Source organism: Aquirhabdus parva, assembly GCF_003351745.1.
Taxonomy (GTDB): Bacteria; Pseudomonadota; Gammaproteobacteria; order Pseudomonadales; family Moraxellaceae; genus Aquirhabdus; species Aquirhabdus parva.
Genome location: NZ_CP031222.1, coordinates 1,075,722 through 1,100,893, shown reverse-complemented (window position 1 = coordinate 1,100,893; position 25,172 = coordinate 1,075,722). Strand labels below are relative to the sequence as shown.

At 46.0% G+C, this 25,172-nt stretch carries 18 protein-coding genes, 2 tRNA genes, 3 rRNA genes and 1 pseudogene; 14 read left to right on the top strand and 10 right to left on the bottom strand.

Annotated elements, in window-relative coordinates; translation table 11 throughout:
- Positions 1-40: 40 nt before the first annotated feature.
- Positions 41-796 carry an HTH-type transcriptional regulator RutR gene (rutR, locus tag HYN46_RS04875; RefSeq protein WP_228254892.1) on the bottom strand — a complete coding sequence of 252 codons (756 nt, stop codon included), beginning with the start codon at positions 794-796 and terminating at the stop codon, positions 41-43.
- Between the two features lie 544 nt (positions 797-1,340).
- Here rutR and HYN46_RS04870 point away from each other — a divergent pair.
- Positions 1,341-2,678 (top strand): solute carrier family 23 protein, encoded by a 1,338-nt coding sequence (locus HYN46_RS04870; protein WP_114898340.1) that lies wholly within the window; start codon positions 1,341-1,343, stop codon positions 2,676-2,678.
- A gap of 34 nt (positions 2,679-2,712) precedes the next feature.
- Here HYN46_RS04870 and HYN46_RS04865 read toward each other — a convergent pair whose 3' ends face one another.
- Entirely contained in the window at positions 2,713-3,333 is a 621-nt protein-coding gene (locus HYN46_RS04865; protein WP_114898339.1) for a LysE family translocator, read from the bottom strand.
- Positions 3,334-3,511: 178 nt separating this feature from the next.
- Positions 3,512-3,958, bottom strand: a complete 447-nt coding sequence (locus HYN46_RS04860; RefSeq protein ID WP_114898338.1) for a cupin domain-containing protein — start codon at positions 3,956-3,958, stop codon at positions 3,512-3,514.
- 510 nt (positions 3,959-4,468) lie between these two features.
- Here HYN46_RS04860 and HYN46_RS04855 point away from each other — a divergent pair.
- Both HYN46_RS04855 and HYN46_RS04850 read left to right on the top strand, forming a co-directional pair.
- Positions 4,469-5,647: an acyl-CoA dehydrogenase family protein gene (locus HYN46_RS04855; protein ID WP_114898337.1), complete on the top strand. Its 1,179-nt coding sequence runs from the start codon at positions 4,469-4,471 to the stop codon at positions 5,645-5,647.
- 53 nt (positions 5,648-5,700) lie between these two features.
- The gene (locus tag HYN46_RS04850; protein ID WP_114898336.1) at positions 5,701-6,570 is read left to right on the top strand and encodes a transporter; all 870 of its coding nucleotides are present in this window, start codon (positions 5,701-5,703) and stop codon (positions 6,568-6,570) included.
- Between the two features lie 64 nt (positions 6,571-6,634).
- Here HYN46_RS04850 and HYN46_RS17575 read toward each other — a convergent pair whose 3' ends face one another.
- Positions 6,635-6,778 (bottom strand): DUF6670 family protein, encoded by a 144-nt coding sequence (locus tag HYN46_RS17575; protein WP_407640790.1) that lies wholly within the window; start codon positions 6,776-6,778, stop codon positions 6,635-6,637.
- 35 nt (positions 6,779-6,813) lie between these two features.
- Between HYN46_RS17575 and HYN46_RS17230 the strand changes: the two genes are divergently transcribed.
- Positions 6,814-6,969, top strand: coding sequence for a hypothetical protein (locus HYN46_RS17230; protein ID WP_162818086.1), 156 nt, complete (start codon positions 6,814-6,816; stop codon positions 6,967-6,969).
- A gap of 64 nt (positions 6,970-7,033) precedes the next feature.
- Here HYN46_RS17230 and HYN46_RS04845 read toward each other — a convergent pair whose 3' ends face one another.
- Positions 7,034-8,134 carry a DUF6670 family protein gene (locus tag HYN46_RS04845; protein ID WP_210009381.1) on the bottom strand — a complete coding sequence of 367 codons (1,101 nt, stop codon included), beginning with the start codon at positions 8,132-8,134 and terminating at the stop codon, positions 7,034-7,036.
- 282 nt (positions 8,135-8,416) lie between these two features.
- Between HYN46_RS04845 and HYN46_RS04840 the strand changes: the two genes are divergently transcribed.
- The 10 genes and pseudogenes from HYN46_RS04840 (at position 8,417) to HYN46_RS04795 (ending at position 18,864) form a co-directional block, all read left to right on the top strand.
- Entirely contained in the window at positions 8,417-9,613 is a 1,197-nt protein-coding gene (locus HYN46_RS04840) for an acyl-CoA dehydrogenase family protein (RefSeq protein ID WP_114898335.1), read from the top strand.
- 85 nt (positions 9,614-9,698) lie between these two features.
- Positions 9,699-10,226: pseudogene (msuE, locus tag HYN46_RS04835) on the top strand (FMN reductase); the annotation flags it as partial.
- An 86-nt stretch (positions 10,227-10,312) separates the two neighbouring features.
- Positions 10,313-11,425 carry a dimethylsulfone monooxygenase SfnG gene (gene sfnG, locus HYN46_RS04830; protein WP_114898333.1) on the top strand — a complete coding sequence of 371 codons (1,113 nt, stop codon included), beginning with the start codon at positions 10,313-10,315 and terminating at the stop codon, positions 11,423-11,425.
- A gap of 50 nt (positions 11,426-11,475) precedes the next feature.
- Complete coding sequence (locus HYN46_RS04825; protein WP_162818085.1) at positions 11,476-12,660, top strand: AMP-binding protein; 1,185 nt, start codon at positions 11,476-11,478, stop codon at positions 12,658-12,660.
- 4 nt (positions 12,661-12,664) lie between these two features.
- Complete coding sequence (locus HYN46_RS04820) at positions 12,665-13,471, top strand: ABC transporter ATP-binding protein (RefSeq protein ID WP_114898331.1); 807 nt, start codon at positions 12,665-12,667, stop codon at positions 13,469-13,471.
- A 20-nt stretch (positions 13,472-13,491) separates the two neighbouring features.
- Complete coding sequence (locus tag HYN46_RS04815) at positions 13,492-14,373, top strand: branched-chain amino acid ABC transporter permease (RefSeq protein WP_114898330.1); 882 nt, start codon at positions 13,492-13,494, stop codon at positions 14,371-14,373.
- Between the two features lie 3 nt (positions 14,374-14,376).
- Positions 14,377-15,447, top strand: coding sequence for a branched-chain amino acid ABC transporter permease (locus tag HYN46_RS04810; RefSeq protein WP_210009379.1), 1,071 nt, complete (start codon positions 14,377-14,379; stop codon positions 15,445-15,447).
- Between the two features lie 60 nt (positions 15,448-15,507).
- Entirely contained in the window at positions 15,508-16,833 is a 1,326-nt protein-coding gene (locus tag HYN46_RS04805) for an ABC transporter substrate-binding protein (RefSeq protein ID WP_114898329.1), read from the top strand.
- A gap of 12 nt (positions 16,834-16,845) precedes the next feature.
- On the top strand, positions 16,846-17,610 hold the full coding sequence (locus tag HYN46_RS04800) for an ABC transporter ATP-binding protein (protein ID WP_210009377.1): 765 nt from the start codon (positions 16,846-16,848) through the stop codon (positions 17,608-17,610).
- 162 nt (positions 17,611-17,772) lie between these two features.
- Complete coding sequence (locus tag HYN46_RS04795; protein WP_114898327.1) at positions 17,773-18,864, top strand: sigma-54 interaction domain-containing protein; 1,092 nt, start codon at positions 17,773-17,775, stop codon at positions 18,862-18,864.
- A 180-nt stretch (positions 18,865-19,044) separates the two neighbouring features.
- Here HYN46_RS04795 and rrf read toward each other — a convergent pair.
- The 5 genes from rrf to HYN46_RS04770 all read right to left on the bottom strand — a co-directional run bounded on the left by rrf (position 19,045) and on the right by HYN46_RS04770 (position 24,444).
- A 5S ribosomal RNA gene (rrf, locus tag HYN46_RS04790) occupies positions 19,045-19,159 on the bottom strand.
- Between the two features lie 184 nt (positions 19,160-19,343).
- Positions 19,344-22,232: ribosomal RNA gene (locus HYN46_RS04785) — 23S ribosomal RNA — on the bottom strand.
- 358 nt (positions 22,233-22,590) lie between these two features.
- Positions 22,591-22,667, bottom strand: a tRNA-Ile gene (locus tag HYN46_RS04780).
- A gap of 41 nt (positions 22,668-22,708) precedes the next feature.
- Positions 22,709-22,784 (bottom strand) — tRNA-Ala (locus tag HYN46_RS04775).
- A gap of 137 nt (positions 22,785-22,921) precedes the next feature.
- Positions 22,922-24,444: ribosomal RNA gene (locus HYN46_RS04770) — 16S ribosomal RNA — on the bottom strand.
- The 16S, 23S and 5S rRNA genes sit together here with 2 tRNA genes alongside, the layout of an rRNA operon.
- Positions 24,445-25,172 lie beyond the last annotated feature (728 nt).

The window sequence follows — 25,172 nt, the reverse complement described above, 5'->3', positions numbered from 1 at the left end:
AACCCGCTCAACATAGCGGGTTTTTCTTAACCATTTAAATTTACTCGCTACGCGGACGTAAACCATTAATGATTAAAGATTGAATATTCTCTACTGTGCTTTTCAGAAAGCGATCATTATCGAGTGTTTTTCCAGTGATCGCTTCGATTTGAACATGGAAATCAGCATAATGCTGCGTGGTTGCCCATAAGGTAAAGATCAAATGGAATGGGTCAATCGGTGCAATTTGACCAGCATCACTCCAGGCCTTAATCACTTTGGCTTTCTCCCGAACCTGCTTGCGCAACTTACCTTCAAGCAGTGATTTCAAAAGTGGTGCGCCTTGAATCATTTCTAAACAGAACAAACGTGAAGCCTGCGGATAATCACGCGAAACTTCCAGTTTTTGTTTGATATATTCTTTAATGGATGATACTGCATCCTGATCTGCAGACAGCGCTTCAAAAGGCGCCATCCAAACCGCTAAAATGTCTCTAAGTACGTACAGGTATAGATCATCTTTGGATGAGAAGTAATACAGCAGATTTGCTTTGGAAACCCCTGCGAGTTCAGCAATCTGTTCGAGACTACTCCCATGGAATCCATACATTGAAAAAACAGCTAACGCAGAATCTTTAATCGCTTTCGTCTTGAGTTCAACTGAACGTTGACGACGAGACGGTGATAAAGAGCTCGACTCAGTACCATCCGCTTGCGCTGAACTATCAGCCTTTACTAATTTTTTTTTGGTCATGGCTCGTACCGGTTTAGCAGCAGCCACTCCAGATTGCGATTCGTTTAACTCATTATTGTCCATTATATTTAGGCTCCCCAGCTTAAAACCGCATGATGCCATAAACTGCGCACTTTCGATCACTTTTCTGCATTATTGATCAAATAATAATTCATTTTTTTGTCATTTTATTTAATGTTTGGTCAAAAAACAGTCTAATCAGAATTTTCAAATCGACATTCCATTTCTACCTCACCCATCATCAATTTTTTACACTTGAAAAATAGTCCATTTGGTCAAGATTAATTCGCTATGATTTGATTAAAGCAAGTGACGATACTGATATGACGTTCCAAACGGATGATGTTCTAAAACACTTCTTTTATGCGTTTTACCATCACTGTCGGATCGAAATACGAGGTATATCACGCTGCTGCTGTACCCAAAGAGTTGAAATATCAATTTTTAGGGTTATGGATGAATTAAATATGGCTGATCGCCATTTTATTTTTTCCTAAATGTTTGAGTGATTTAAGTTTTATGCAAAGGCGACACCCGCTTTTAGTATAAACCCCATCATGAGCCACAACGTAATCATCTATTACGGCTCGTATCATTGGAGAAAACAATGGCAACAAAATGGTTCCCTGATTGGAGCATCCGTCCAGCGCATCAAGATGGCCAAGTCATCGCTACAGATGAACGCTTACCATGGCCACAAACCCTACTTATGGGACTACAGCATACCTTTGCAATGTTTGGTGCGACAGTACTCGCTCCCCTGCTAATGGGCTTTGACCCCAATCTCATGATCTTTATCTCTGGTTTCGGCACTTTATTATTTTTTCTACTTGTCGGTGGCCGTGTTCCGAGTTATTTAGGATCAAGCTTTGCTGTGATTGGTGCGGTCATTGCGGTCACAGGATACGCTGGGCAAGGTATAAACCCTAATCTCGGCATTGCATTAGGCGGAACGATTGCTTGCGGACTTTTATATGCACTCATTGGGCTCGTCGTGATGGCAGTTGGTACTCATTGGGTCGAGCGTCTTATGCCACCTGTTGTGACTGGCGCTGTCGTGATGGCCATCGGTTTAAATTTAGCACCGATTGCGGTAAAAGATGTGTCTGGATCAGATTTTGATACCATCATGGCACTTATTACCGTGCTGTCCATTAGCGGTTTCGCGATCTTCACTCGTGGACTGGTACAACGATTGCTCATTTTACTGGGGCTCATTGTCTCTTATATGGTTTACATCTTATTAGCCAATGGACTTGGTTTTGGTCAACCTATAGACTTCGCTGGTGTAGCACACGCTGCTTGGTTTGGAGTTCCACAATTTAGCCAACCTGTATTTGATCTCAATGCCATGATCATGATTGCGCCGGTTGCGATTATTCTGGTCGCAGAAAATCTTGGTCACATCAAAGCGGTTAGCGCGATGACTGGACAAAATCTCGATCCCTATATCGGTCGTGCTTTTTTTGCAGATGGTTTATCAACGACTCTTTCTGGCTCGGTTGGGGGTACAGCGATGACCACCTATGCAGAAAACATTGGCGTGATGGCGGCAACACGCGTCTACTCAAGCCTTGTCTTTGTCGCAGCTGCTGGAGTAGCAATTTTTCTGGGACTCTCCCCTAAATTTGGCGCCCTGATTCATACCATCCCTGCATCCATTCTAGGGGGAACTGCAATTGTGGTGTTCGGTTTAATCGCTGTTGCAGGTGCCCGAATTTGGATTCAGAACAAGGTTGATTTTAGTGATAATTGTAATCTCCTTGTCGCCGCAGTGACTCTGGTTTGCGGTGCAGGTAATTTTTCCTTTCACATCGCTCATTTTAATCTGGGTGGGATTGGCACGGCGACATTTATTGCCATTGCCTTATATGCCCTGTTGAATTGGCGCGCCAATAGCACGAGTAAAAGTAAAGCAGCATCTAATCACCCCGTAGTCTCATAAAAATTGTTCTGTTTAGCTAGGATTTCTTGTCGGATTACAAATTATGAATCGCAAGTTTCACGGCAAAACAAATCAGCGCAGCGCCAGCAATCCTGCTGGCGATTTTGCCTGCTGAAGGAACGGGCTTCAAACGAATCGCAATTTGATTGCCAGTCAGTACTAGACCTGCCTGATAAAGAAAACTCAAAATTGTTACATGCAACATCATAATCAATAACGTCAAACGTGATGACTCTGGGTGCAAAAATAGAGGAAAAAAGGCAACGAAGAACAAAACTGCCTTGGGATTTGTCATACACACGGCAAATGCTTGTCTAAAATAGACCCAAGCCGATTTCACAGGCTCGGGGCGAGTAGATGAAGTTTGCTCATTCGTGCTTAGAAGCTGAAACCCCATCCACAATAAATAAGCCGCACCAAACCACTGAAGTCCTTGGAAGATGACGGGATTGGCTTGCATGATTGCGGCCAAACCGACAACTGCGGCAATCATAAAACATAAATCACCCAGTAACGTCCCAACGACTGCTGCAAATCCTGCGCTTAATCCATTTTTAGATGTTGCACTTAAGATAGCGAATGTTGCAGGGCCAGGGATCAATTGGAAAATCATGATTGCGGCAATAAAGCTGCCGTAGTTTTGAATATCGAACATAAATTTTTCTTTTATAAATTAATGAGGCATTACATGGCCATATAGATTTTAAATTTCAGTCATTGAAGATGAATAAACACATATACGAAGCTCTTACCACTGAAAGGACATCAGAAGGTACAGATTCACATATGATTATATTATCAATTGGCATCAGGGATGGGCTCAGAAAGTGCGACTACTTCGGTGCACCTTCAGGTGCAGAGGTTAATACATCATCCTCTTTACTCCATGCCGGTGAAGTAATCGCATAGAACTCCAATGACTCATTCTTGGCAGCTCGGATGGAACGCACGACACTTGGTGGAACCAAGATAAATGACCCCTCTTTCACTTCCTGCGAGTGGCTTCCCGTCCAAATCTTGCCATGACCCTTTAAAATAAAAAAGGACTCCTCTCCAATTTTGTTATAGCTCCATGCGCTGGCTTTGCCGGGTTCTAGGTGAAATAAAGCAACACTATTCAGATCACTTTTTGCTGTGCCAAGCGCACTGCGTCCCGTTAGCTCTTTGAGAGTCACACCTGGAGAGACGGTAATTGCTGATAACTGATCAGGATGCAGGACTAGGGGCTCTGCGCTTACCCCCATAGAAATTAAGATCATAAAGATAGGAAATACTTTCATTAAGCCCTCTCATTGGTCGATCAATCTGTTATGAGCAAACTAAACAGTAATTTTTTTAAGGTCAATCGCTTTATTCGATAGGGAATATATGGATAAAAAGATATCGTTTAGTCACTTGAAATGTCAGATGAACAACGGCTAGCGCCTCTCTCACTCTCGAATCTGTTGCTCTAGCAACACCTCCAACCAGATCCTCCGAAAATATAACGATAAATTAAGACTCAAAAGCGATATAGATCGTTTTTCAGCCAAATTATTAGCGAACAGGCCATATTGTTGCTCAGACAACACCCCGGTTTTTTTCAATTTGATTCCACAGCAACATCCTTTCAACAAACAATTGCATGTTGATCAACAATTCATCCTAGTGAAAAAATTTAAATCATTAAAAACAATAAATTAAGTTTGGCATATCGATTGCTCTACCCCTAGTGCATGGAGTGCGGTTCATTTTCCCCCTGAAATGACCTGCACTCCATATCTTATTTTTTAAGCTCAACGGAGATAACCATGACGATCGATTACAACAGCGTACGTGCAGATATTCGCAAACTGGCCGATGAATCTATTCGCCCGAATGCCGCACATATCGATGAAACCTATACCTACCCTCGCCAAAACTTAAATGCTTTGGCAAAAGAAGGTTGGAATAGTATTTTTTTATCTAAACAAGACGGTGGACTCGGGCTTGATTTTGTTTCTTTTGCAATTGCATCTGAAGAAATCGGACATGCCTGTGCATCAACAGGTTTGGTGTATGTCATGCACTCAGGTGCATTTAAGACCATTCAATTATATGGCAATGAAGATCAAAAGACCCGTTGGCTGAAAACTGCACGTGATGGTTTAGTGGGCACCTACTCAACCAGTGAAAAAGCATCTGGTGGCCACTGGTGGTACAACTTTAGTGAAGCCTCCCGAGATGGCGATGACTATCTTTTAAATGCTGAAAAATCCTTTACCACGAGTTCAGGACAAGCAGATTACTACCTCGTACAAACACGTACACCAGGTGCAAAAGGGCCGACGGAGATTTCATTCTTTATCGCGGATGGTAAACATCCGGGCATTAAATCAGGTGTATGGGAGGCTCTAGGCGTCCATGGCAATCACAGTGGTCCGATCCGCTATGAAAACGTCAACGTGCCACAAAAAGATCGCCTAGGAGAAGAAAACCAAGGGAAAGACATCATCTATCACGGTGTTTCACCTGTTTATTTAATCGGCTTAGGAGCCGTTTGGCATGGTGTTGCCAGAGCAGCACTGGAAGAAGTGGTCAAATATGCGACTCGTACCACCCATCAAGACTTCAATCGCAGCCTGTCGGATTATCAAGTTCTCCGCCAACAAATCGGCGAAGCCAAAATTCTCGTTTCAAGTTTAGGCCCATGGCAAGCCGACCTTGCACGTCAACTCAATGAACTCGAAGCTGCAGGACGCCCTCAAGGTGAAATCTTACTACCACTCACCGAGTTTAAGGTCCATGCGGCAGAAGTTGCTAATAAAGTTGCACGCCTCGCACTCGATATCAGTGGTGGCTACGGCTACAAGCGCGGCCTGCTCGAACGCCTCTTCCGTGATGCACGTGCAGGTATTGGCATGGGTCCATCCAACAACATCGCCCGTGAATGGATTGGCAAAGGTCAAGTTGGCTTACCCCTTGAGCTATTTGAAGCTGGCGGCGAATAAATTCTTAACTAAACCATTTTCCTTTTTTAATTTTGTCTTGGGGACAAACAATCATGATTCAGGCTAAACAACTCCGTATTGCTTTACTTGCCATTACTACGGCAATTTCACCTTTTGCTCAAGCGATTGATCTTGATGCGGGGGACTATGACACTGCACCTGCTGGTACGACTGCAGGACTGCTCTATCTTCAGCATGCAGAGCGCGGCAGTCTTTATAGCGGTAGTGACAAGGTCGCTGGACATAATGAACTCGACTCTAATATCGGTATTGCGCGTCTAGTACATTACACTGATATCAGCGGCATATTAACACTGCCTCAAATCCTACTGCCTTTTGGCCAACTCAAAGGCAAAGACGATGCCAGTGGACTTGGCAAAGCTAGCGGATTTGGTGACGCGATTCTGGCAATTCCAACGTGGCTGGTGAATGACACAGTCAATCACACTTACTTTGCGATCGCCCCTTATCTCTACTTGCCAACAGGCAACTATGACCGCAACAAAGCCTTAAATCTGGGCGAAAATCGCTATAAAGGGACACTGCAAGTTGCCTACTCTACCCGTCTAACGCCAGATATTGCCTGGGATGTTGCAGGCGATGTCACTGTTTATGGCGATAACTCCGATGCCGTTGGTGGTACGTTAAAACAGGATTTGGGCTATCAGCTTCAAACCAACGCACGCTATTTCTTGAGCCCGAAAGCAGACCTCCGAGCAGGGATTTCCTATGCAGATGCCGGTGAAACCAAGCAAAATGGCATTAAAAGTGATGCGACGACCCAAAGTAAATTTTGGCTCGGTAGTGCTTTTTGGGTCGCGCCTAAAACCCAATTCATCTTGACGTATGGTCGTGATATAAAAGTTGAAAACGGCTTTAAAGAAGACAATCGTCTGAACTTCAGATTACTGCAGATATTTTAAAGATCGTAAAAGGGAGCAAATTAATGCTCCTTTTTTTATTTTCTCGCAGACTCTTGATATAAATTTAATTTAGCCTTTCGCAATCGATATATTCTATATACCCCTGACCATCAAACGATTTGCCATTGAACTCTCCTGTAAAACGATAACAACTGGCATAGCCTCGCCCATGCCCATATCGCCACTCTGCATCAATCGTACAGTTAATGTTTAAAATGGTTTGACCTTTATCTCTGACACCCCATGAGTGCGACGACCCAAAGTAAATTTTGGCTCGGTAGTGCTTTTTGGGTCGCGCCTAAAACCCAATTCATCTTGACGTATGGTCGTGATATAAAAGTTGAAAACGGCTTTAAAGAAGACAATCGTCTGAACTTCAGATTACTGCAGATATTTTAAAGATCGTAAAAGGGAGCAAATTAATGCTCCTTTTTTTATTTTCTCGCAGACTCTTGATATAAATTTAATTTAGCCTTTCGCAATCGATATATTCTATATACCCCTGACCATCAAACGATTTGCCATTGAACTCTCCTGTAAAACGATAACAACTGGCATAGCCTCGCCCATGCCCATATCGCCACTCTGCATCAATCGTACAGTTAATGTTTAAAATGGTTTGACCTTTATCTCTGACACCCCATGAGAATGTCTTTGGTAAACGCATAGTCCGCCCTTCGGGGTCGACCGCCAGTTCATCTCGATATGCAGTGATTTTAAAGTCGACATCATCGACATGAATCTGGGCATCTCCATTCAAGCTACGAATGTGTACACCCTTGAAAGCGGATGTCCCAAGTGAACGCGCATCCGTCAGCAATATCTGCGTTGATTCATCCGCATTAATGATCTGATAAGTGAAAAAATCAATTGGCAATTTCCAAGAGTCAGGCAAAATATTTTTGGTTACGGAATGCGGACTGATACAGCGGGCATATTCAAAGGTGCACAAACGCTCAATGGGTGTCGTGACGCCTGCATAAGTGATCGTTCCAGAGCATTTGGCAAGTAAGCTGAAATGATCATAGACAACATTGCGTAAAAACCACCCCACTTGATCCGTACAATGGATAGCGACATCAAGCTGAAAATCACCATAAGCCGCACGAATGTGATATTCAGGATAAGTTCCAGAGATGGCGAGATGATCTCCAAACTGAATCAGCGAACCATCTTCAATAATCTGGCATTCATTTGCAATTGAGTAGGCTTGATAATGGTGAACGCCATTTGCCGCCGTTGAAGAAAAAAACGTTGCGGTATCTCGAGGATTAGTCTTTACCAAGTAATCATTATCAAAAATAGTAGAGCCCGTGGCCCCTAGCAACGTCATGATATTGCAATACTTATGAGGTTCGGGTAAATCGGGAAAGAAAATACCGTAATGTGTCCAGCCATAATATTTGGAATGGATATTTGGACGAATCATGTCAGGAGTTGAAAAAGGGAGCTGAGATGCTTTAACCGCACTATCTAACAATGGTAAGCCGACTTTAGTCAGTGCATTCGCCAGTAATGCCATGACCTTATGCGTGCCCACAACAGGCTCTAAATTTTGATTCACGTTCAACACTCCATACATCATTATTCAGGAATACGCAGCATATCTCACTTAAACCCGAGGCTCTTGACCAGAACGCCGCCTCATCAAAGTCTGTAGAGTCTACCTAAAAGCAAAATAACCAGCAGACCAAGTGTTGCTACAGCAACATCACCTCAACAATAATCACTGCTTCCCCAGCAACACTTTAAAATTTATATGAATAAAATCAATATATTAAAACTGGCACGCTCTCTGCACTAGTACAGACAACTAAGCATCGTTGTTTTTGCTGTGGAGCATCTCATGTCTGTTAACCAACCCAAGAAACCTACTGTCGTGACGGATAGTCCTATACTAATCGCGACATCTCTATCTGAATGGTTAGCGCAAACCGTAATTGAGCGCGATCGCATCGGCGGTACCCCTAAAGCTGAACGTGACATCATTCGTGATAGTAGCTTACTCACACTCAGTATTCCGACTCAATACGGCGGTCTGGGTGGCAGTTGGGCAGAGACGCTAGAGACCGTCAGGATTATTGCCCGTGCAGATAGTTCCATTGCACATGTTTATGCATTCCAGCACCTCATGCTAGCCACGGTTCGCCTATTTGGTAGTCCTGAACAGTGGGAATATCTCTTTGAGCAAACAGTGTCTCAAAACTGGTTTTGGGGTAATGCGCTCAACCCTCTCGATACCCGAACCGTCAGTGTCCAACACGAAGGGTGGCGCGATTTTACTGGTAAAAAAAGTTTCTGCTCAGGTGCTCTTGATTCGGACATGCTGATCGCTTCTGCACGTCAAGATGGCCTCGATCGCCTCGTCATTGCCGCTATCCCAACGCAACGTGCGGGAATCACCCTCTACGAAGACTGGAGCAACATCGGTCAACGCCAAACCGACAGTGGCAGCGCTGATTTCAATCGAGTACGCGTAGAAGAAAATGAAATTCTGGTCAATCCCGGTCCACTGGGTAATACCTTTGCCACGCTTCGCCCATTGATTGCCCAGTTGATCCTCTCCAATGTCTATTTAGGAATTGCTGAGGGTGCATTTAACTCGGCTAAACACTATACCCAAACCCAAGCACGCCGTTGGCTTCTATCCACTGCGGATCGTCAACCCAATGATCCTTATGCTCTTGAGCGTAGTGGCGAATTCTGGGTCACGCTGGAATCTGCAAGAGCCCTGAATAATCGTGCCGCGGAATTACTTGATCGTGCATGGGCGCGCGATACCCGCCTGACTGAAAGTGAACGCGCCGAAGTCGCCATCGCAATTGCAACCGCAAAAGTCGTTTCTGGACGTGGCGGCCTAGATATCACAACCCGGATCTTCGACATCATGGGTGCACGCTCAACAGCAGCAGAACTTGGCTTCGACCGATTCTGGCGCAACCTGAGAACTTATACCCTCCATGACCCCATTGATTACAAGATTCGCGAACTTGGTGATTGGACACTCAACGATCAACCACCCAGACCAACATTTTACTCGTAGGGGTTGCTGATCCAGCAGCGGTTATGAAATTTTCTTTATGTTTTTATTGTTTTAACTGAAATTCTAATATGTACGGAGTAACAAAATGAGCAAGCCCCTTAAAGTCGTCGCAGTATCAGGTGCCCTGCATAAACCTTCAAAAACTGATGCTTTGGTTGAAGCGATTGTCAGTGAGCTATCTGTTGCGCTGCCAATCGAAGTGCAGTTTGTCAAATTAAGCGATATCGCGCCACAACTGGCCAATGTGGTGTCACGTACAGATTTACCGACTCATATTTATGCTCATATCCAAGCCATCGAAGCTGCAGACTTTTTAGTTGTAGGTTCACCTGTTTACCGTGGGTCATATACAGGTCTCTTCAAACATTTTTTTGATTTTGTTGACCATGAATCATTGATCGATACCCCAATTTTACTCGCCGCAACAGGTGGCAGTGAGCGTCATGCCTTGGTCATCGATCATCAACTACGACCGCTATTCAGCTTCTTCCAATCATTGACACTGCCGATCGGTGTCTATGGTACAGACAAAGACTTTACCAACTATCGAATCAATAACGATGCATTGCAAAACCGTATTGAACTTGCAGTCAACCGTGCCTTGCCTTGGTTACTACAGCCCGATCCACGTAAGCAAGCAGTATTACGCCAACCCTTTCTTGCCCAACTTTAACAAATATTTTTTAAAGGAAATTCATTATGAGCACGCATAGCACTACTCAAGCCGATCCAATTAAATTTGCCTACTGGGTTCCTAATGTCAGCGGTGGTCTCGTTGTCAGCAAAATCGAACAACGCACCAGTTGGGACATTGATTACAACATCAAGCTGGCACAATTGGCCGAAGAAAATGGCTTTGAATATGCACTCTCACAAATCCGCTTTACCGCAGGTTACGGTGCTGAGTTTCAACATGAGCCTGTCGCTTTTAGCCATGCATTACTTGCTGCAACCAAAAAACTCAAAGTCATTGCTGCGCTACTACCGGGTCCATGGAATCCTGCCGTCGCCGCCAAACAACTCGCCACGATAGATCAACTCACCAATGGTCGTATTGCAGTCAATATCGTCAGCGGCTGGTTTAAAGGTGAATTCACAGCTATTGGAGAGCACTGGCTGGAACATGACGAACGCTATCGCCGTTCTGAAGAGTTTATTCGAGCACTAAAAGGCATTTGGACTACGGATAACTTCAGCTTCAGTGGCGATTTCTATCGCTTTAATAACTACACCTTAAAACCTAAACCTCTGCAACAAAATCCACATCCTGAAATTTTCCAAGGCGGTAGCTCACGCGCAGCACGGGATATGGCGTCTCGCGTATCTGACTGGTACTTCACCAATGGCAATACCGTTGAAGGTATCAAAGCTCAAGTCGATGATATTCGTGCAAAAGCAGCTGCAAACAACCATAGCGTTAAGGTAGGTGTCAATGCATTCATTATTGCTCGAGATACAGAAGAAGAAGCACGTGCAGTCCTCGCAGAGATCATCGAAAAAGCAGATCCTGAAGCGGTTAATGCCTTTGGTGACGCAGTGAAACAGGCAGGGAAAGCATCCCCTGAAGGCGAAGGGAACTGGGCCAAATCTAGTTTTGAAGACTTGGTGCAGTACAACGACGGCTTCAAAACCAATCTGATTGGAACCCCACTGCAAATTGCAGAACGGATTGTTGCCCTGAAGGCCGCTGGAGTCGATTTGGTGTTATCCGCATTCCTGCACTTTCACGAAGAAGTTGAGTACTTTGGCAAAAAAGTACTGCCCTTAATCCGCGAGCTGGAATCGGCCGAAAAACAGCGTAAATCTGCCTAAAACTGTCACTACACAACTACTCAATGAATCTGAGTGGGGAGGAATCCAGAATGCCTGAAACCACACCAAAGCTGCCGCAAACACTCCCTGAGCTTTTGCGCAATCAGGTCATTCTGCGACCTCGTCATGTTGCCCTGCGTCATAAACGACTTGGAATCTGGCAAGAATGGACATGGCAAGATTTATTGAGTCAAACACAGCGCTACGCAAGTTCACTCGCAAGCTTAGGCTTTGGTGCTGACTCAAGCTTACTACTGCTAAGCCGACCTCGTGTAGAGGCTTTGTTGCTTGCACTTGCGGTGCAGTCATTGGGCGGTACTGTGCAACCTTTGGATCCCGATCTCACTCATGATGAACTGCAAATATTGCTCAAGGGGATCAACCCCAAGTTCATCTTCAGTGAAGGTCAAGCAGAGGTTGATCAACTCATTCAAAGCCAGATTTCACCGCAATTAGCTCTTTACGCAAACGCTCGAGGGCTGAGTCACTATAAGTTTCCCAACCTACTTTCAATCGATCAATTCTTAACAAGTTATGTTGAGCTGCCTGTCATCCACATCAAACCAGAAGCATTTGCCTTTGTATTTTATGGACTCGATAGCGAAGGCAGCCTTATTCATCAAAAACTTAGCCATCAACGTCTGATTAACGAAGCAAAGCATCTAATTGAGCAAACTGGGCTTAGCCATAAAGAAGATGCACTTGCAGCCAGAGCATTTGCAACGGCTGGACAAGCACGCTATTTAGTAGCGCCTTGGCTTGTCGCCGGATTTCGTTTGAATTTTCCAGAGAATCTCGCTACGCGTGATAATGATCGTCGAGAGCTCTCCCCATCCCTCGTGCTCGGTACTAATGCGACCTTTGCACGCGTTGCCCAGTTGGCCGAACAAAAACTGCCAACGACAGGAACGCTAACCCATCGTATTTATGCATGGGCATGGAATCAAGAAACTCACAATCCACTGGCATGGATATTAACGCGATTAATTCGTCGAGTCTTACGAGAGAACCTTGGCTTTGCACATCTCAAGACTGCGCTATTGATCGGAGAGCCGTTAGCAAAAACCCATGTCGATTTTTATGCCAGTCTGGGCATTCGTATCAAAAGACTCGCAGCCACGGGCGTCACACAATCGGTTCCGGCTCAAGCATCCCCCGTAGAGACACCGCAATCCGGGCTACAAAAAAACAAGCAGAAATCTGAACCCAATCCAAGCAATCCACTGTTGAGATGATGTCGTGACCCAGCAAACTCCTCTATTAAAACTTGAAGGGATTTCTCTGGCCTTTGGCGGACTTCAGGTCATTCAAGATTTAGACATCGCAGTAGCTCATGGCGAAATCTGTTCACTGATCGGTCCCAATGGTGCGGGCAAAAGCTCACTGCTCAATATCATCAATGGAATCTATCAGCCACATCGTGGAAAAATTACGTTGGATGGCCAACATCTTAAGTCTCATCGACCACAACTTGCAGCCAAACTTGGGATTTCCAGAACCTTTCAAAATCTAGCTTTATTCAAAAAAATGAGCGTACTGGACAATGTACTGACAGGTCGCACACTGAAGATCAGCGCAACATGGCCTGAATACCTCCTACGACTCCCCCGTGCAAAACGCGAAGCAGACGCTCAGCGTCAAAGTGCAGAAAAAATCATTGCGTTCTTACATCTTGAACCTTGGCGGCACAGCATCGTCAGCACGCTCTCATACGGTCTACAAAAGCGTGTCGAACTTGCACGGGCACTTGCAGCCGAACCGAGTTTGTTACTCCTTGATGAACCCATGGCAGGGATGAATAGCGATGAAAAACAAGACATGGCGCGCTTAATCCGTGATGTGAATCGAGAGTTAGGAACGACCGTTGTGATTATTGAACATGATATCGGGGTCGTGATGGCGCTCTCAGATCACATTATTGTGCTGGATTATGGCCGAAAAATCGGAGATGGCACCGCAGATGAAATTCGGCAGAACCCAGAAGTTCTTGCTGCCTATCTAGGCCAGAGTACTGTCGAAAAGCAACAGCTAGAAACCAGACATTAATTATATCGTTTGAGGGGTTTATGAATTTCTTTATAGAGGTACTCGTCGGTGGACTGCTTGCAGGGATTATGTATTCCTTGGTCGCCATCGGCTTTGTATTGATCTACCGCGCATCGGGAGTCTTCAATTTTGCACAAGGTGCCTTAGTACTGTTCTCGGCGCTGACCTTTGTCAGTTTAGTTGAACGGGGACTTCCATTTTGGCAAGCGTTTGCTATTACCGCAATTGTTCTTTTTATCCTTGCAGTTTTAATTGAGCGCTTAGTATTACGGCATTTAATCAATCGCTCTGTAATCACGCTCTTCATGGCCACACTGGGCTTAAGCTACATCATTGAAGGCTTGGCCCAGACAGTATGGGGAACACAAGTTCATGGTCTAGAGCTGGGTATATCCGATGAACCCATTGAGTTTTTTGGCATACTGATCAGCAAGCTGGATTTGTTTTCAGCCGTGGTCGCAGGACTTATGGTGATTGTATTGTCACTGCTATTTAGTAAAACACGCTTTGGTTTATCTCTTCGTGCGGTTGCTGACGATCCCCTCGCCGCACAGTCCATTGGTATTCGACTTAATCACATCTGGATTATCGTCTGGACGGTGGCAGGATTTGTTGCGCTGGTTGCGGGTTTACTCTGGGGTGCCCGTTTAGGCGTGCAATTCTCCTTATCATTGATCGTTCTTAAAGCTCTCCCTGTCCTCATCATCGGTGGCTTTACCTCGATCAGCGGCGCCATTGTAGGTGGTCTTATTGTTGGTGCTTCAGAAAAACTCGCAGAAATTTATCTGGGGGGCATCATTGGCGGAGGACTTGAGAACTGGTTTCCCTATGCGCTTGCGATCATTTTTCTGCTCATCAGGCCATCAGGTTTGTTTGGGGAAAAAACGGTAGCGAGGGTCTAAGCCATGATTTTCTTTAGTCAAGCCAGACAGATCACTACAGATTATCGTTCCGAGCGTCGTTTATTTCGTCTTAAACAGGATCGTTGGGTGTTCTGGGCCGTGCTGGCATTTGCCTTAATCGTAATACCACGCATTGGTACGGACTACTGGTTTAGCGCCATTCTGGTTCCTTTTTTAGTGCTGGGACTTGCAGGACTAGGACTCAATATCCTGACCGGTTATGCAGGGCAATTGTCTCTAGGCTCTGCAGCTTTTATGGCAGTTGGTGCATTTGCAGCCTATAACTTTCAACTGCGTATTCCTGGAATTTCACTACTCCTAAGCTTCTTCCTCGGCGGTATCGTTACAGCGCTCTTTGGTGTATTGATTGGACTACCCAGTCTTCGAATTAAAGGCTTTTACCTCATCGTTTCTACCCTTGCTGCACAATTTTTTGTGCCTTGGATGCTGACACAATATGGCTGGTTTTCGAATTACAGCGCATCAGGGGTGATTAGTGCACCGAAACTTGAAGTTTTTGGGCAGGACTTCAATACCCCTTCAGGTCGATACTTGTTAACACTCAGCATCGTTATTCTGCTCGGCTTTACTGCCCATCGTCTCATTCATAGTCCATTGGGTCGGAACTGGATGGCGGTCCGTGATATGGATACCGCAGCGGCAAGTATCGGTATTCCTATTTTACGAACCAAATTATTGGCATTTGCCATCAGTTCATTTTATCTCGGCATTGCTGGGGCACTTTGGGCATTTGCCTACCTCGGCACAGTCGAACCGGATGGTTTTGACCTCAGTCGCTCTTTTCAAATTTTGTTCATTATCATTATTGGTGGGCTGGGTAGCATTTCTGGCAGCTTTTTAGGCGCTGCATTTATTGTTCTTCTACCCATTACTTTAAGCCTCGGCAGCACCGCCCTATTCGGGCAGGGTGCTGATCAAGCGCTATTACAAAATCTACAAAAAATCATTTTTGGGAGTTTGATCATTTTCTTTCTGATCAAAGAACCAGATGGTCTCGCACGGCTTTGGCGTCATTTAAGAGAACGCCTCAAGCTGTGGCCTTTGCGTTACTAAAGCTTTACGTCACAACAATCAACATCAACCTAGAATTTTATTATTAATCAGGAGTCTACAATGTCATCTTCACGTCTTCAACTCGCGGCCCTTACGCTTGCAGTTGGTCTATTCACCGGTCAGGCTGCACATGCTGCTAATGAACAATACTTTCCGCTGCAAAGTTATCGGGTCGGTCCTTATGCTGCTGGGGGCAGCGGATTTTTCGGCGGTTTTATTGACTATCTGCAAGATGTTAACGCACATGGTGGCGTCAATGGCGTCAAACTCACATGGTCAGAATGTGAAACTGAATATGTCGTTGAAAAAGGTGTGGAATGCTATGAACGTTTAAAAAAAGGGCTTAATGGTGCGCCTGCCGCTGCGACCAATCCATTATCTGTAGGTATTGCTTATGCGACGCTTGAACGCTCCACAGCAGATAAAATCCCTCTGATTACCATCAATCACGGTCGTACCGATTCCACGGATGGCAGCGTTTTTCCTTATGTATTCCCGCTACAGCTCAATCCGTATAGCGAAGTCTCTGCGATTGTGAACTATATTGGGCAGCAATCTGGCGGCTTGTCTAAGCTTAAAGGCAAAAAAATTGTTGTTCTATATCATGGCTCACCCTATGGCAAAGAAACCATCCCAGTCATTGATATTCTCGCCAAAAAATACGGTTTTGAAGCGACTCAGATCGAAGTTCCTCATCCCGGCAATGAACAACAATCGCAATGGTTGAATATCCGTCGCATTCAACCAGATTGGGTCATCTTACGCGGTTGGGGTGTGATGAATCCCGTCGCCTTAAAAACAGCTAAAAAGGTTGGCTTCCCTGCTAACCATATTATCGGCAATATTTGGAGTAACTCCGAAGAAGATGCAGCTCCAGCCGGCGATGCCGCGAAAGGTTTCATCTCTATTACTACTCACCCATCAGGCACCAATTTCCCAGTCCTGCAAGACATCAAGAAAAATGTAGTGGATGCTGGTAAAGGTAATTTGAGTGACCCTAAACGTTTCGGCACGGTCTATTACAACCTAGGTGTAGTGAACGGAATCCTGAACGTTGAAGCGGTTCGCGTTGCACAAGCAAAATATGGCAAGCGCCCTCTGACTGGCGAAGAAGTCCGCTGGGGTTTTGAACACTTGAACATCGATAATAAGCGCTTGACTGAACTCGGTGCCTTGGGACTTGTACAACCCCTCAAGCTGTCATGCTCCGATCATGAAGGTGGCGGTGCAGTACGCTTCCAGCAATGGGATGGTAGCAAGTGGAATGTGATCAGTAACTGGATTCAAGCGGATCGTGCATTACTACGTCCAATTATTGAAACGTCGGCACAGCAATACGCGAAGGAAAAAGGCATCACTCCTCGTAATTGCAAAATTGAAAAATAAAGGAGCTATCTGATGACGAATCTGCTCGAAGTGCAACAGATCGAAGTAGTCTATGATCAAGCCATTTTGGCTGTCCGTGATATTTCCATCAATGTTACAGAGGGTTCAATTGTTGCTCTACTCGGTGCCAATGGTGCCGGTAAAAGCACAACATTGAAAACCATCTCTCGCCTCGTTCAATCTGAACGCGGGAGCCTAACACGCGGGCAGATTCGTTATCAAAACCAAGATATCACCAATACAGATGCTGCAACATTAGTTAAACGCGGTCTCGTACAAGTTCTTGAAGGACGCCGCTGCTTTCCTCATCTTACCGTTGAAGAAAATCTTCGCTCAGGCACTTTTGTAAATAATCCTTCGCGTAGTGATATACGCGAAGGTATTGAAAAAATCTATCAATATTTCCCGCGCCTTAAAGAGAGGCGAGATACTCAAGCAGGCTATACCTCTGGCGGTGAGCAACAGATGATTGCAATCGGTCGTGCGCTTATGACCAAGCCCGAATTAATTCTTCTAGATGAACCCTCCATGGGACTCGCACCAAAGATTGTCGAAGAAATCTTTGCAATCGTGCACACACTCAATCAGCAACAAGGTATTAGCTTTTTAATCGCAGAACAAAATGCACGTTTGGTTCTACAGTATGCGGATTTTGCATATCTTGTTGAAAATGGAGAAGTCCGTCATTCAGGTCAAGCAGCGACTCTTAATCAACAGGATCATCTTCAAGCCGCTTATCTTGGAGGCTCTAGATCGTCTGAAAAAGCGCTCGTTTAAGATGAGAGGAGAATCATACACACGATATTACGATGATGAACCGTACTGGCAAATATCCTTTAATCTCCTTACCAATAACCTCATAAGGTAATCATATATTCTTGGTTCAGCTATAAAAGGTTATTTGGTATCTTAGAAAATACTTAAGATAAGGCGCACTTCATGGCATTGCTCACCTATCCCAATGCACGTTCACTCAATACTTCGATTCGCGCAAAGGCGTTGGTCTTTGAAGATGCAAAGTCACGTGCAATTTTAGCAAAAATTGAACGACTTGCTCCCAGTGAAGCCAACGTCCTCATTATGAGTGAAACAGGGACAGGGAAAGAACTGGTTGCACGTCATATCCACACCTTAAGTCGACGTAATCAAGGACCTTTTCTTGCAGTCAATTGTGGTGCCTTCTCAGAAACATTGGTCGAAAGCGAACTTTTTGGTCATGAACGTGGTGCGTTTACTGGCGCAACCGATGCGAAAGCAGGTTGGTTTGAAGCAGCCGATGGCGGTACTTTATTCTTGGATGAAATTGGCGACCTTCCTTTAAACATGCAGGTAAAACTTCTGCGCGTCCTTCAGGAACGCGAAGTAGTTCGTTTGGGCTCACGTAAGGCAAAGCCTGTTAATGTTCGTGTGGTGGCAGCAACCAATATACACTTGGAGAACGCTGTAACTGCTGGTAAGTTTCGCGAAGACTTATATTATCGCCTTCGCGTAGCCTCCATCGAACTCTCCCCACTGCGTGAACGTCCAGGAGACATTTTACCGCTGGCTGAATTCTTTCTACGCGACTATACCAGCCGTCTACACTACGCACCCGCGACTTTCTCTGAAAGTTCGAATAAAGCCCTTTTGTCGCACAATTGGCCGGGCAATATCCGCGAGTTAGAAAACGTCATTCATTATGCCCTCCTCGTTTGCCAAGACTCGGTGATCAAGCCCGAGGATCTACAAATCGGCAGTTCGGAACTCCGCAACCAGCACTCCCCAACATCGTCAACCCATAAGCTTTTAAGCCCAAAAACTCAGTACGATGACCCCATTGAACAGTTGGAAGCTGCGCTGATTGATCTCTTTGAAACAAACCCCGATGCGCTTTTCGACAAAATAGAAGAGGCTGTGATGAGTAGTGCATTTAGATATTGTCATCGCAACCAGGTACAGACTGCTAAGCTACTCGGTATCAGCCGTAATATCGTTCGCGCACGCTTGCTTAAGATTGGAGAGATCAAGGCTGAATCTGAGAGTATTGCCTAGTATGTATACGTTATTCGGTTAATAAACAGACTTAATAAAAAGCCCAAGGTAAAAACCTTGGGCTTTAATGTTTTATATTTCGGGTTTTATTATTTTCAGATCTTAAATGGTGTAGAAAGACAAAACCCCCATCTCGTAGGAGAAGGGGGTTTTGTGTGTAGCTTTGGGCTACGAATAATGAGCTGACGATGCCCTACTCTCACATGGCGAATGCCACACTACCATCGGCGCAAAGAGGTTTCACTTCTGAGTTCGGGATGGGATCAGGTGGTTCACTCTTGCTATAGTCGTCAGCACAACTGTTAGGCTTGGTGATGCACGTTTGAAGTAGTCTTCGCACTGCTGTTTCACTTTGCCAATCTTACAGATTGGGCTGATTGAGTTGTCGCTAATTTTACTAAATCCGAATCAAGCGTGCAATGTTGATTGCGCTTTTGATCTATAACCTTTAAAGCCAACAACAACCGCTTGGGTGTTGTATAGTCAAGCCTCACGAGCAATTAGTATTCGTTAGCTTCATACATCGCTGTACTTCCACACCGAACCTATCAACGTCGTAGTCTTCAACGGCTCTTTAGGGGGTAAACCCCTGGGAGATCTAATCTTGAGGTGGGCTTCGCGCTTAGATGCTTTCAGCGCTTATCCCTTCCGAACATAGCTACCCGGCTGTGCCATTGGCATGACAACCGGAACACCAGAGGTTCGTCCACTCTGGTCCTCTCGTACTAGGAGCAGATCCTCTCAAATCTCCAACGCCCACGGTAGATAGGGACCGAACTGTCTCACGACGTTCTAAACCCAGCTCGCGTACCTCTTTAAATGGCGAACAGCCATACCCTTGGGACCTGCTTCAGCCCCAGGATGAGATGAGCCGACATCGAGGTGCCAAACACCGCCGTCGATATGAACTCTTGGGCGGTATCAGCCTGTTATCCCCAGAGTACCTTTTATCCGTTGAGCGATGGCCCTTCCATACAGAACCACCGGATCACTAAGACCTACTTTCGTACCTGCTCGACTTGTGGGTCTCGCAGTTAAGCGCGCTTTTGCCTTTATACTCTACGCGTGATTTCCGACCACGCTGAGCGCACCTTCGTACTCCTCCGTTACTCTTTAGGAGGAGACCGCCCCAGTCAAACTACCCACCATACATTGTCCCCGCCCCCGATCAGGGGGCTGGGTTAGAACCTCGACGTTACCAGGGTGGTATTTCAAGGATGGCTCCAATCGAACTGGCGTCCGATCTTCATAGCCTCCCACCTATCCTACACAAGTAAAGTCAAAGTTCAATGTAAAGCTGCAGTAAAGGTTCACGGGGTCTTTCCGTCTAGCCGCGGGTACACGGCATCTTCACCGCGATTTCGATTTCACTGAGTCTCTGCTGGAGACAGCGCCGCCATCATTATGCCATTCGTGCAGGTCGGAACTTACCCGACAAGGAATTTCGCTACCTTAGGACCGTTATAGTTACGGCCGCCGTTTACCGGGGCTTCGATCAAGAGCTTCGCTTTCGCTAACCCCATCAATTAACCTTCCGGCACCGGGCAGGCATCACACCCTATACGTCCACTTTCGTGTTTGCAGAGTGCTGTGTTTTTAATAAACAGTTGCAGCGGCCTGGTTTCTGAGGCTGCCAACAGCTCAAGGAGCAAGTCCTATCACCATCAGCAGCGTACCTTCTCCCGAAGTTACGGTACCATTTTGCCTAGTTCCTTCAGCAGAGTTCTCTCAAGCGCCTTGGTCTACTCGACCTGACCACCTGTGTCGGTTTCGGGTACGATTCCTGCATAACTGAAGCTTAGAGGCTTTTCCTGGAAGCTTGGTATCAATCACTTCGCTGTACAAGTACAGCTTGCTATCGGCTCTCAGCATAAAGAGTCCCGGATTTGCCTAAGACTCATGCCTACCACCTTCCACCTGGACAACCAACGCCAGGCTGATTTAACCTTCTCCGTCCCCTCATCGCATTATGCAGAAGTATCGGAATATTAACCGATTTCCCATCGACTACGCATTTCTGCCTCGCCTTAGGGGTCGACTAACCCAGCCCCGATTAACGTTGGACTGGAACCCTTGGTCTTTCGGCGTGCGAGTTTTTCACTCGCATTATCGTTACTCACGTCAGCATTCGCACTTCTGATATCTCCAGCATGCTTCTCAACACACCTTCACAGACTTACAGAACGCTCCCCTACCACTTGAAACAAGTTCAAATCCGCAGCTTCGGCTTCTAGTTTGAGCCCCGTTACATCTTCCGCGCAGGCCGACTCGACTAGTGAGCTATTACGCTTTCTTTAAAGGATGGCTGCTTCTAAGCCAACCTCCTAGCTGTCTATGCCTTCCCACATCGTTTCCCACTTAACTAGAAATTTGGGGCCTTAGCTGGCGGTCTGGGTTGTTTCCCTCTTGACTACGGACGTTAGCACCCGCAGTCTGTCTCCCGGATAGTACTCACTGGTATTCGGAGTTTGCATCGGTTTGGTAAGTCGGGATGACCCCCTAGCCGAAACAGTGCTCTACCCCCAGTGGTATTCGTCCGAGGCGCTACCTAAATAGCTTTCGGGGAGAACCAGCTATCACCGAGTTTGATTAGCCTTTCACCCCTATCCACAAGTCATCCCCCGGCTTTTCAACGACGGTGGGTTCGGACCTCCAGTGCCTGTTACGGCACCTTCATCCTGCTCATGGATAGATCACTCGGTTTCGGGTCTATACCCTGCAACTATACGCCCTATTCAGACTCGGTTTCCCTACGGCTCCCCTATACGGTTAACCTTGCTACAGAATATAAGTCGCTGACCCATTATACAAAAGGTACGCAGTCACGGAACAAGTCCGCTCCTACTGCTTGTATGCACACGGTTTCAGGATCTATTTCACTCCCCTCACAGGGGTTCTTTTCGCCTTTCCCTCACGGTACTGGTTCACTATCGGTCAGTCAGGAGTATTTAGCCTTGGAGGATGGTCCCCCCATGTTCAGACAAGGTTTCTCGTGCCTCGCCCTACTCGATTCATTTAGAGTGCCCTTTCGTATACAGGGCTATCACCTACTATGGCCGACATTTCCAGGTCGTTCTACTAAAACACTCTAAACTTAATGGGCTAATCCCTGTTCGCTCGCCGCTACTAAGGGAATCTCAATTGATTTCTGTTCCTACGGGTACTGAGATGTTTCACTTCCCCGCGTTCGCTTTGCAACACTATGTATTCATGTTGCAATACCTATCTTACGATAAGTGGGTTCCCCCATTCAGACATCTCCGGATCATAGGATTGTTGCCGCCTCCCCGAAGCTTTTCGCAGGCTCACACGTCTTTCATCGCCTCTGACTGCCAAGGCATCCACCATGTGCACTTCATTACTTGACTATACAACCCCAAACGGTCGTCTTAAATCCCAACTTCTGATCTAAGGCTTCTATTCAAAGTCTTGTTGATTGAACAACGTACAGCTTCAATGGTTATTTGACCAAAACGCTTGATTCAGTTTTAGGTGACTTATTCTCTGTACGATGAATAAGTCACAATTAACTACAACTCAATTTCCAATCTATTAAAGAGTACGATCTTGCGATCTATCTACACCTTCGTCAGGTCGCAGATCATTCAGGTAATCCAACATCACTAAGTGATGCCAAATCAACAGAGGTTAATAGTCAATCCGAAGATCTTTATTAAACTATGTTGACTTTACTTCCGTTCAACTTTCAAAACCTCACCAACTTAATGGTGGGTCTGGGCAGACTTGAACTGCCGACCCCACGCTTATCAAGCGTGTGCTCTAACCAACTGAGCTACAGACCCGTTCGCGGGGTACAACGCTAAACACTGCTAATTAAAGCATATGGTGGAGTCTAACGGAGTCGAACCGTTGACATCCTGCTTGCAAAGCAGGCGCTCTACCAACTGAGCTAAGACCCCATTCTTTTACAAGAACTCGGGAATGCTGACTCAATATTCAAGACTTAACTCAACCCCTAAGGCTGACTTATGCTTTGCATACTGTGTCTTTGTGAAGAACAACTTGTTGTGGATTCTTGCTGGCCCGATGGATTCGTTAAGGAGGTGATCCAGCCGCAGGTTCCCCTACGGCTACCTTGTTACGACTTCACCCCAGTCATCGGCCACACCGTGGTAAGCGCCCTCCTTACGGTTAGGCTACCTACTTCTGGTGCAACAAACTCCCATGGTGTGACGGGCGGTGTGTACAAGGCCCGGGAACGTATTCACCGCGACATTCTGATCCGCGATTACTAGCGATTCCGACTTCATGGAGTCGAGTTGCAGACTCCAATCTGGACTACGATCGGCTTTTTGAGATTAGCATGCCCTCGCGGGTTAGCAACCCTTTGTACCGACCATTGTAGCACGTGTGTAGCCCTAGCCGTAAGGGCCATGATGACTTGACGTCGTCCCCGCCTTCCTCCAGTTTGTCACTGGCAGTATCCTTAGAGTTCCCACCCGAAGTGCTGGCAAATAAGGAAAAGGGTTGCGCTCGTTGCGGGACTTAACCCAACATCTCACGACACGAGCTGACGACAGCCATGCAGCACCTGTGTTCTGATTCCCGAAGGCACTCTCGTATCTCTACAAGATTCCAGACATGTCAAGGCTAGGTAAGGTTCTTCGCGTTGCATCGAATTAAACCACATGCTCCACCGCTTGTGCGGGCCCCCGTCAATTCATTTGAGTTTTAGTCTTGCGACCGTACTCCCCAGGCGGTCAACTTATCGCGTTAGCTGCGCCACTAAGGCCTCAAGGGCCCCAACGGCTAGTTGACATCGTTTACGGCATGGACTACCAGGGTATCTAATCCTGTTTGCTCCCCATGCTTTCGCACCTCAGCGTCAGTATTAGGCCAGAAGGCTGCCTTCGCCATCGGTATTCCTCCAGATCTCTACGCATTTCACCGCTACACCTGGAATTCTACCTTCCTCTCCCATACTCTAGCTTGCCAGTATCGAATGCAATGCCCAAGTTAAGCTCGGGGATTTCACATTTGACTTAACAAGCCGCCTACGCGCGCTTTACGCCCAGTAATTCCGATTAACGCTCGCACCCTCTGTATTACCGCGGCTGCTGGCACAGAGTTAGCCGGTGCTTATTCTGCGGGTAACGTCCGACATTCACGGGTATTAACCGTGGTGCCCTCCTCCCCGCTTAAAGTGCTTTACAACCAAAAGGCCTTCTTCACACACGCGGCATGGCTGGATCAGGCTTTCGCCCATTGTCCAATATTCCCCACTGCTGCCTCCCGTAGGAGTCTGGACCGTGTCTCAGTTCCAGTGTGGCGGATCATCCTCTCAGACCCGCTACAGATCGTCGCCTTGGTGAGCCTTTACCTCACCAACTAGCTAATCTGACCTAGGCTCATCTGTTAGCGAGAGCAATAAAGCCCCCTTTCTCCCGTAGGACGTATGCGGTATTAGCGTTCGTTTCCGAACGTTATCCCCCACTATCAGGCAGATTCCTAGGCATTACTCACCCGTTCGCCGCTAAGTACCGAAGTACTCCGCTCGACTTGCATGTGTTAAGCCTGCCGCCAGCGTTCAATCTGAGCCATGATCAAACTCTTCAGTTTAATGTTTCATAGTGACTTGAGGTCACCAATCTTTGGCTCATCTTTCACTAGCTATATGTCACTTAAGACATCATTACTTCAATCATTACCTAAAATGAATTGCGAGTAATTTCTACCAATTACTAAATGATAATTTATCTCATCGTAACCAGCAAAAATCCACACAAGTTGTTCTTCACAAGTTCTTAAAGAGTCTTTCGTAAAATCAAAACCTAGAGCCCATTGACTCATCAATCCCAATCTCACCCGCTACGTCCATCGTCTGGTTCGCTGCGGTAGGAGGCGTATTCTACAGAAGTTTTTCTCATTGTCAACGTTAATCTTTATCTATTTTTAATTCGTGCAACACACGTTCTAAAAATCTACAAACACAACCGCCAAAACTACTCAAACATCCGCCAAAACACTTAAGCTACTGTTTTTCTTACTTATTTCTAAGACAGTCAACGTCGCTGTGGGGTGCATTCTATACATTTCCTCAACCCTGTCAAACCCTTTCTTCAATTATCAAACTAGATGGTCAGTTTGTAGGCAATATTCACCGTTTTATGTCATTTTTGAACACAATTCGCCCAATTTTCTAATCTTTAATATACGCTCTTTATTTCTAGACGGTTCAGCTATACGACGAATAGCATTTTTCGCTACATTGAACTCAAAATATCCTTGCCCCCTTGGCTTCGGCATCTTATAAAGTGCGAGACATTCAGCATTTTTCACCAAAGTTC